We start from the raw sequence: 9525 nt of genomic DNA, 5'->3' as shown, positions 1-9525 counted from the left end.
ACCTCTTCCCATTCCGAACAGAGAAGTTAAGCCTTTCAGCGCCGATGGTACTGCTATTGCGGGAGAGTAGGTCGTCGCCAGTCTTTATAACAAAGCTCAATCTTTAATTAGATTGGGCTTTTTTTATGCCCTAAACTTTTATAGGGACAAGGGAACTTGTTATTTGTGAACAGGTGAACGATTAATCGAGTAAACTTGTTTTAAAAAGTAAATATTCATTTTATAATAATTATGTTCATTTTTGTCTTGACACAAAACATTTGAATTTGAAAGGAGAAGCTTAATAAGCTTTGGAATATAATTTACTGAAGAATATTTTTCTATTTAGATGTTCTTTTTTCCTTGATGAAAAAGGAACCAAAAAAATCAAGGCTTCAAATCTATTTAACTAAAATTAAATTTCATTGCGGGAAAGATTTAAATGCCTCGCTGTCGCTCGCTAAATCTTTCTTATCCTCCATTCTATTTCATTTTTTAACGTTATAGACTTATAGGCCGATTAGAGAAGTTTTGAAGAAGTGAACTTAATTCTAATACATAGATATTGATTTTGTATATCTCTATTTAAATCGTGATCCCTTCTATAGTTAGTTTAAATTACTTTATCTTTCTTTTTCTTAACGCCCGGATTAAACTGGTATGTTAATAGGTTAAATAGTGAAAAAGCGAATATGTGAACGAGTGATCAAGTAAAATCTCTGTAGTTTATTTTATTCCTAATTTTAATTTATATTAAGGTTAGCTTCTTGTAGAATGTATTCTTATTCTAACCTCTGTTTAAGTTCTAACTTCTACAATTGATATTCTTTTTAATTATTAGAAATCTTTCTTTATTTTAATTTAGAACTGTAAATAGCATTTTTTTGTAATAACTTATAAAAGATATTGATATATAATTAACGAATACTGAGTATATATAGTAAATTAATTTGTAGTCAGATTTAAAATAGTTTCTAAAAAAACTATTCTTAACCAGAAGGAATTTTTATAAAATTATCCAAAATAAAATGAATCTCGATCATTTAAGAAATTAAAATGTAGACGTGTTTTATCTTGCTTTTCTTTATCTATTTCGAATTGTAATATCTCAGGATGATTATTAATCATTACTAGATCATCTCCTAACGTATCGAATAGATGTGAGTCTCCTTTATATTCCAGATTATAGCCATCTATACCCTTTCTATTAACTCCAGCAACATAGGACATATTTTCAATAGATCTTGCCTTTAGAAGCGAAATCCAAGCCTCTCTACGAGCTTTTGGCCAGCTTGCATTACATAATAATAAGTCATAAGGATTTTCTTCCGTATTTCGAATCCATACCGGAAATCTTAAATCATAACATACAATAGGTCGAATTTTCCAACCTTTATAATCTATAGTAACAATTTTGTCTCCCGCAGAATATACTTCTGCTTCTTTTCCATAGCTAAATAAATGTTTTTTATCGTAGATATATATTCCATTATTAGGACTTACGAAATAAAAACGGTTGTAATATTTATTTCCTTCTAATGTAGAAACACTACCTGCAATTGCACAATTCATTAGATTAGCTTTTTGCTGCATCCATTCGAATGTAGGACCAAATGGTTTTTCTCCAATTTTGTCTACAGACATTGAAAATCCAGAAGCAAACATTTCAGGCAGTAAAACGATATCTGACTTATGATTTAGTAATAATTCATCCAAATATTGATGATTAGCTTTAGCATCTTCCCAAACTACATCATACTCTATTAAACTTATTCTTAGTTTAGATTTAGTTTCTGTTATCATTGCGCTTATATATAGGTTGAAATTTGAATTGGATATTTAAATTATTTAAACAATAATATACGAATATAAAGGTGAAAAATCCTAAAGTTGCACCTCCAATTGTATCTATCGCAAAATGTTTTGACAAATACATCCTACTATATGCAATTAATGGAAAATGTAAGGCAAATATAAATTGTAATCCACGCTTATTTGTCATAGTACATAATGTCATAGCGATGATTACAGCTAATAAAGTATGTCCGGATGGAAATGTATATGGAATTTGAAGTTTAGCACCTTCAATCAGGTGTAATTCAATATTATTCTGATGAAAATAGTAGGATGGACGATGAACGTGCTTAAAAAAGTATTTTTTTGTAAATACACTTGGTATTGATGCTATAATTTCTGTAATAATTAAATAACCAAGAGTGATCCAATTTGATTTCCAAACAATATATATACTAAGAATAATTAATAAACCTGTGGTTCCAAAATCAGTATAATATCTAAAAAAATAGTCTAAAACTGGAGTGTGAAATTTATTTATAAATAAATGTAATTGATTTCTGCCAAAATACTGAATCATGGCAGAGGAAATAAATGTATATAGAAAGAAGACTATAAAGAAAGGCCAAATTCGTTGGATTAAATCCTTTTTATCCATGTAAGTAAAAATTGGTGTTTAACCAAAAGTAAGGATAAAAAAAAACTTGGCAAAAGCCAAGTTTTAAAACGTTTTAATTTATAATGTTTAAATTATTTTACTTTTTCTACGATTGCTTTGAAAGCTTCTGGGTGGTTCATTGCTAAATCCGCTAATACTTTACGGTTTAACTCGATTCCAGCCTTTTTAGCAGCTCCCATGAATTGAGAATAAGACATTCCGTGTAATCTTGCACCTGCGTTGATTCTTAAAATCCATAACGCACGGAAATTTCTTTTCTTTTGACGTCTATCACGGTAAGCGTAAACTAAACCTTTTTCTACTGCATTTTTAGCAACAGTCCAAACGTTTTTACGTCTTCCGAAATATCCTTTAGCAAGTTTTAAAACTTTTTTTCTACGCGCTCTTGACGCTACAGCATTTACTGATCTTGGCATAATTTTTAATTTTTTTGAAGTGGGCGAGACCTAAAATCTACTTTAAGGCCCATCTACAGGGTTAAAGTTTAATTAATAAACCAAATAAGAATTTCTTCTTATTTTAATCTTAATTGTTGTTTTACTGAATGAACATCAGCTTTGTCAACTAAACCAGTTTGAGTTAAATTTCTCTTTTGTTTAGTTTCCTTTTTTGTTAGGATGTGGCTTTTAAAAGCATGTTTTCTTTTAATTTTACCTGTTCCTGTTAATTTGAAACGTTTTTTCGCTCCAGATTTAGTTTTTAATTTTGGCATGATTACAAATTGTATTTAAAATTAAAACGTTTTTATATTTTTTTGAGATAAGCCTAAAAATTACTTTTTAGGACCCATCATCATAATCATTCTTTTACCTTCTAACTTAGGCATTTGTTCAACTTTTCCAACTTCTTCAAGTTCTTGAGCTAAACGTAATAATAAAATTTCACCTTGATCTTTAAAGATGATTGAACGACCTTTAAAGAAAACATACGCTTTCAATTTTGATCCTTCTTCTAAGAAAGCTTTAGCATGACGTCTTTTAAATTCATAATCATGATCATCAGTTTGAGGACCAAAACGAATTTCTTTAACGACAACTTTTTGTTGTTTAGCTTTTAATTCTTTCTCTTTTTTCTTTTGTTCGTACAAGAATTTTTTATACTCTACGACACGACAAACAGGTGGAATGGCCTTTTCACTGATCATTACTAAATCTAAACCTTGTTCTTGTGCCAATTCTTTAGCTTTAGCAATTGGATATACTCCAGCTTCTATGCCTTCTCCGACAACACGCACTTCTTGCGCGTCAATCTTATCATTGATCTTGTGTTGATCTTCCTTAATTACTCTGGCTGGTCCTCTGCCGCCTTTTCTTCTAATTGCGATAGTATTCTGTTTTTAAATTATTTTAATTTTGTTTCTTTTTTAATGAAATTGATAAATTCCTCTACAGTCATTTCACCAAGATCACCTTCTCCGTGTCTACGCACAGAAATTGTACCATTTTCTGCTTCTTTTTCTCCTATGACTAGCATAAAAGGAATCTTCTTCATTTCGGCATCACGAATTTTCTTTCCAGTTTTCTCATTTCTACTGTCAATCAATCCGTTAATTTCTTCTTCAGCAAGCAAATTTAATACTTTTTCTCCATATTCCACATATTTTTCGCTAATTGGTAAAATAGTGTATAAGTCTGGTGTTAGCCAAAGTGGTAAATTTCCTGCTGTATTTTCTAATAAGATTGCAATGAAACGTTCCATAGAACCGAATGGTGCACGGTGAATCATTACAGGTCTGTGTTTCTCATTATCTGCTCCTGTGTAATTTAAATCAAAACGTTCTGGTAAATTATAATCCACTTGGATTGTTCCTAATTGCCATTTACGTCCCAATGCATCTTTCACCATAAAGTCTAACTTAGGTCCATAGAATGCAGCTTCTCCGTATTCTACGACTGTAGGTAATTCTTTTTCTGCAGCAGCTGTCATAATTGCTTGTTCAGCTTTCGCCCAATTTTCATCAGAACCAATGTATTTTTCTTTATTTTCAGGATCACGTAAAGAAATTTGAGCTGAGTAGTTATCAAATCCTAAGTTTCTGAAAACGTACAATACTAAATCAATTACTTTTTTAAATTCTTCTAATAATTGATCCGGTGTACAGAAAATGTGAGCATCGTCTTGAGTAAATCCACGTACACGAGTTAACCCATGTAATTCTCCTGATTGCTCGTAGCGATATACAGTTCCGAATTCTGCATAACGTTTTGGTAAATCGCGGTAAGACCATTGTGAAGTTTTATAAATCTCACAGTGGTGTGGACAGTTCATTGGTTTTAATAAAAATTCTTCTCCTTCGTTTGGTGTATGAATTGGTTGGAATGAATCCGCACCATATTTTGCATAGTGACCAGAAGTAACATATAATTCTTTTTGACCAATATGTGGTGTAATTACCATTTCGTACCCTAAACGAGTTTGTTGTTTTAATAAGAAGTTCTCTAATTTTCTTCTTAAAGATGCTCCTTTTGGTAACCATAATGGTAAACCTTGCCCAACTTTTTCAGAGAAAGCAAAGAAACCTAATTCTTTTCCTAATTTACGGTGATCACGTTTTTTAGCTTCTTCTAATAAAGTTAAGTAATCTGTTAAGTCTTTTTGTTTTGGGAAAGTGATTCCGTAGACGCGAGTTAACATTTTATTTTTTTCATCACCTCTCCAGTATGCTCCAGCTACGTTTAAAATTTTCGCAGCTTTTACAATTCCTGTGTGTGGGATGTGACCTCCACGACATAAGTCTGTGAAGTTATCGTGAGTACAAAATGTAATTTCTCCGTCTGTTAGGTTAGAAATTAATTCAGTTTTGTATTCATTATCTTTATATGTTTCTAATGCTTCTGCTTTAGAAACTGGATATAATTTAAATTCTGCTTTCTTTTTAGCATTTTCTAACATTGCTTTTTCCACCTTAGCAAAATCAGCTTCTGTAAATTTCTCATCACCAAAATCAACATCATAATAAAAACCATTTTCTATTGATGGTCCGATTGTTAATTTTGCTTGAGGATAAAATTCTACGATTGCCTGTGCTAGTAAGTGAGCAGAAGAATGCCAAAATGCTTGTTTTCCTAAATCGTCGTTCCAGGTTAACAATTTGATCGTAGCATCTTCAGTAATAGGGGTTGTAACCTCTACTTGTTTATCATTTACCAATGCAGAAATAACATTACGCGCTAAACCTTCGCTAATGCTTTGAGCAACTCCCATAGGAGTAATGCCACTCTCATACTGTCTTACGCTTCCATCGGGAAGAGATACATTTATCATTGTGCCTTTATACGATTAATTAAAGAGGCAAAATTACGTAAAACTATGTAGTTGTAAAAATTATTGAGGCAAGAACTGCACTATTGTAACCAAAGTTTTTTAAAACTTTTGATATGAAAATGAATTAGATGTATAAAAAAAGCTGTTTTCTTAGAAAACAGCTTTGATATGTATATTAAGATCTTGCTCTTTTTATGTATAAAACTAATGTGAGTAGACCGAAAATTATATTCGGGATCCATGATGCAACTAATGGAGATACAAATCCTTTTTCAGAAAAAGTCGATGTGATTTGTGAAAAGAATATATATATAAATGCGAGTGTAATTCCGATTGCTAAATTAATTCCGATACCTCCACGTCGTTTTTGTGAGGATAACGATAAGGCAAGAATAGTAAGAATTATCGTAGAAAATGGATTTGCTAAACGAGAGTTTAATTCATTTTGATATGCATTTACATTTGCTGATCCTTTTTGTATTTGACTATCAATAAATTTTTTCAATTCGAAAGTATTCATTGTTTCAGCTACATATCCTTCTGGTAATATTTCATCGGGTGTAGCAGCTAGTTTTTTTGTCAAATTAGGATGATATTCTAATTTTTCTGTATTATCTGGATTAATTTGGCGTACATATACATTTCTTAATTCGTATGCTTTCTTTTCTTCATTCCAATCAAAAGCAGATGCAATAATTTGTTCTTTTAATACAACTGAATCAAATTTTTGATAGGTAAATGAATTTCCTAATCTTTCTACACGATCATAACTATCAATAAAAACATATTCGTTTGGTGAAATTTGTGATCCAACACGTTGTCTTTTATAATATTCTTCCTTTTTAGTTGAATTTAGTAAATGTTCGTATTGGTATGCATTTTTTTTAACGTTAGCCCATGGTAAAACAAAATTATTCATTAACATTGCTGAACCTGCTAAGAATAACGATACCCAAATATAAGGTTTTGTTATACGGTAAAAACTTATTCCACCTGCTTGGATTGCGACTAGTTCTGTTAAATCCGTTAAACGAGAAGTAAAATAAATAACAGTTATAAAAACGGCAATAGGAAGAAAAGTATTTACTACCCAAATCCCCCAGAATGGATAAAAATATAATAAGGCTTCTGTTGCTGTAGAACCACTATCATTAATACGGGCTAATTTCTGACTTAAATCTATAATAATTGCAATAGAGGAAAGTATTAGCACCATAAAGATAAATGTACTAACAAAATTCTTAACGATGTATTTATCAATAATTTTCAAACTATAGACGTTGTTTAAGTTGTGGAAGAATTTGTTCTTTCCATTGAGTGAAATCTCCAGCTAATATATGTTCTCTTGCTACTCTAACCAAATCTAAGTAAAAGGCTAAATTATGAATAGAAGCAATCTGCTTACCTAACGATTCTTGTGCATTAAATAAATGTCTTACATAAGCTTTACTATAATAGCTATCTACATAACTTGTACCAGACTCATCTAATGGTTCATAACAATCTTTCCATTTAGCATTTTTCATATTCATAACACCATTCCATGTAAATAACATTCCATTTCTAGCATTACGAGTAGGCATCACACAGTCAAACATATCTACACCTAAGGCAATACATTCTATAATATTCCATGGAGTTCCTACACCCATTAGGTAACGAGGTTTGTCTTGTGGTAATATTTCTGTAACAATATCAGTCATCTCATACATTACAGGTTCTGGTTCACCAACAGATAAACCTCCAATGGCATTACCTTCAGCACCAAAATCTGATATATACTTTGCAGATTCTTGACGTAAATCTTTAAAATCATTTCCTTGAACGATTGGAAATAAAGATTGTTTATGGCCATAATACTCAGGATTATTATTAAGCCATGTTCTACAACGTTCTAACCAACGATGAGTTACATGCATAGCACGTTTTGCATCATGATATTTGGCAGGAATACCAGTTAATTCGTCAAAGGCCATAAATATATCTGCACCAATATAACGCTGGATTTCCATTGATTTCTCTGGCGTAAACATATGATAAGAACCATCTATATGCGATTTGAAACGTACTCCTTCCTCAGATTTTTTTCTGCTTGATGCCAAAGAGAATACTTGGAATCCTCCAGAATCTGTTAAGATAGGTTTTTGCCAATTCATAAATTGGTGTAACCCCCCAGCTTTATGAAGAATGTCTGTTCCTGGACGTAAGTATAAATGATACGTATTTCCTAAGATAATTTGTGCTTTAATATCTTCTTCTAATTCACGTTGATGCACAGATTTTACTGTCCCAACTGTCCCCACAGGCATAAAGATTGGAGTTTGTATAGTACCGTGATCAGTTTCTAAAACACCAGCTCTTGCCTTTGAAAATTCGTCTTTTTTATCGATTGAAAATTTCATAGTGTGCAAAGATATTAATTGTTTGTAATCATATACTTTAACTAATGAAAATTTTAATAAAAAAATAAGGAGTAATACAATTGTATTACTCCTTATTTTTTAGAATGTTATTTAATTATATATTATTTAGAAAATCTTAAAGACATTTTGCGGTCAACTGCTCTCTCTTCATCAGAAGCTGATGCATCAACTGTTGCAAACTCTGCTCCATAACCTTCAGCTGAAATAACTTGAGAACCAACACCTAGTTTATCTAATGCTGATTTTAAATAATCTGCACGTTTCTGAGATAAAGCTTTATTGTCTTCTGGTTTACCAACATTATCTGTATATGCACCAATTTTAATTTTTGCATCTGGATATTTCTTTAAAATTTGAGATAAATTCTCTAATTGTAATTGAGAATCACCTTCTAATTGATCTGTTTTACCAAAAACAAAATTCACGTTATCAAAATTAATCCATTTATCTTTTAATTGCTCTTCTGTAGAATTTGCATACTCAGGAGATTTAATAAAATCTATAATTTGTTGTTCTAAACCACCAGGATAAGCTTTTAATTTTGCACCGTCTAAGTCAACTTCTCCATAGGTTTTAGTAGTTGTTTCAGTAGAAATAACTGTATTGGCAGAATCTACTTGCATAGTGTCTACTGTTGTAGTAGTTTTTGTAACATCACCATCATCTTTTTGAAGATATTTCCACACTAAAAATCCTCCGATTAATAATAAAAGTAAAGGAAGTAACCATTTCCAAATATTTGATTTTTCTTCAGGCTCATCATAACGTACTGGATCTACATAAGGCTTTTTTTCAGGCTCAATTTTTCTAGAAGGAGTTTCTATCACCGGATCAGGAGAAGTAAATGCAGGTTTATCAGAACCAAAAATATTACCTAATCCTAATGCGCCTAACCCTAATCCTGCAGGTAATAAACTCTTAAGAGTAGATTTATTCGTATTCAATAAATTAGAAAATTCAGTTTCTCCTAAATTTTGATCATTTGCATATTTCCCTAAAGAACCCAATGTAGCTTCTGAAGTAAGGTTAAATAGTTTTGAAGATGAATTTGATGAGATTCCAGCAAATTCAGCAACTTTATTAATTATCGTAGATTGATTAGATCCAAATACGGAATTAATCAATTGTGATAAAATAGGAGAGTCTACTGTTTGTGTTGATAATGATGATAACCCACGAGATGCACCAAAAGATTTTAATGTATGTAATAAGCCTTGTGTACCTGAGTTTTTATCAATTACACTTCCTAATATGATAGGAAGAAACGCACTGATTGCACGGTTTACATTTGACTCTTTTTCTCCAGTTTCAGTGGCAACTTTTGAAATAGTATCTGGAGTCAAATACTTTTTTGCTAATTCAATAATGTTCATAGAATGTTATTTA

General features: G+C 31.2%; 9 protein-coding genes and 1 rRNA gene. 1 reads left to right on the top strand and 9 read right to left on the bottom strand.

What is annotated here, in order from left to right:
• A 5S ribosomal RNA gene (gene rrf / locus IM532_RS09350) occupies positions 1-83 on the top strand; the annotation flags it as partial.
• A 910-nt stretch (positions 84-993) separates the two neighbouring features.
• Here the strand turns inward: rrf and IM532_RS09345 are convergent.
• The 9 genes from IM532_RS09345 to IM532_RS09305 all read right to left on the bottom strand — a co-directional run bounded on the left by IM532_RS09345 (position 994) and on the right by IM532_RS09305 (position 9512).
• Entirely contained in the window at positions 994-1782 is a 789-nt protein-coding gene (locus IM532_RS09345) for a nitrilase-related carbon-nitrogen hydrolase (RefSeq protein ID WP_194183184.1), read from the bottom strand.
• Positions 1766-2431: a phosphatase PAP2 family protein gene (locus IM532_RS09340; protein ID WP_194183183.1), complete on the bottom strand. Its 666-nt coding sequence runs from the start codon at positions 2429-2431 to the stop codon at positions 1766-1768. Before IM532_RS09340 ends, IM532_RS09345 begins: the two co-directional genes overlap by 17 nt.
• A 92-nt stretch (positions 2432-2523) precedes the next feature.
• On the bottom strand, positions 2524-2868 hold the full coding sequence (gene rplT, locus IM532_RS09335; RefSeq protein WP_194183182.1) for a 50S ribosomal protein L20: 345 nt from the start codon (positions 2866-2868) through the stop codon (positions 2524-2526).
• Positions 2869-2966: 98 nt separating this feature from the next.
• A complete protein-coding gene (gene rpmI / locus IM532_RS09330) occupies positions 2967-3164 on the bottom strand; it encodes a 50S ribosomal protein L35 (protein WP_019976848.1) in 198 nt (65 codons plus the stop codon).
• Between the two features lie 60 nt (positions 3165-3224).
• Positions 3225-3734: a translation initiation factor IF-3 gene (infC, locus tag IM532_RS09325; protein ID WP_317173004.1), complete on the bottom strand. Its 510-nt coding sequence runs from the start codon at positions 3732-3734 to the stop codon at positions 3225-3227.
• A 59-nt stretch (positions 3735-3793) separates the two neighbouring features.
• Entirely contained in the window at positions 3794-5716 is a 1923-nt protein-coding gene (thrS, locus tag IM532_RS09320; protein ID WP_194183181.1) for a threonine--tRNA ligase, read from the bottom strand.
• A 175-nt stretch (positions 5717-5891) separates the two neighbouring features.
• A complete protein-coding gene (locus IM532_RS09315) occupies positions 5892-6986 on the bottom strand; it encodes an LptF/LptG family permease (RefSeq protein ID WP_194183180.1) in 1095 nt (364 codons plus the stop codon).
• Position 6987: 1 nt separating this feature from the next.
• Positions 6988-8118, bottom strand: coding sequence for a tRNA guanosine(34) transglycosylase Tgt (gene tgt, locus IM532_RS09310; protein WP_194183179.1), 1131 nt, complete (start codon positions 8116-8118; stop codon positions 6988-6990).
• Between the two features lie 122 nt (positions 8119-8240).
• Positions 8241-9512: an OmpA family protein gene (locus IM532_RS09305; protein ID WP_194183178.1), complete on the bottom strand. Its 1272-nt coding sequence runs from the start codon at positions 9510-9512 to the stop codon at positions 8241-8243.
• Positions 9513-9525: the final 13 nt, after the last annotated feature.

Source organism: Faecalibacter rhinopitheci, from assembly GCF_015234135.1.
In the GTDB taxonomy this organism is placed as follows: domain Bacteria; phylum Bacteroidota; class Bacteroidia; order Flavobacteriales; family Weeksellaceae; genus Empedobacter; species Empedobacter rhinopitheci.
The sequence above is the reverse complement of the archived record's forward strand: the minus strand, read 5'-3'. Positions and strand labels throughout refer to the sequence as shown.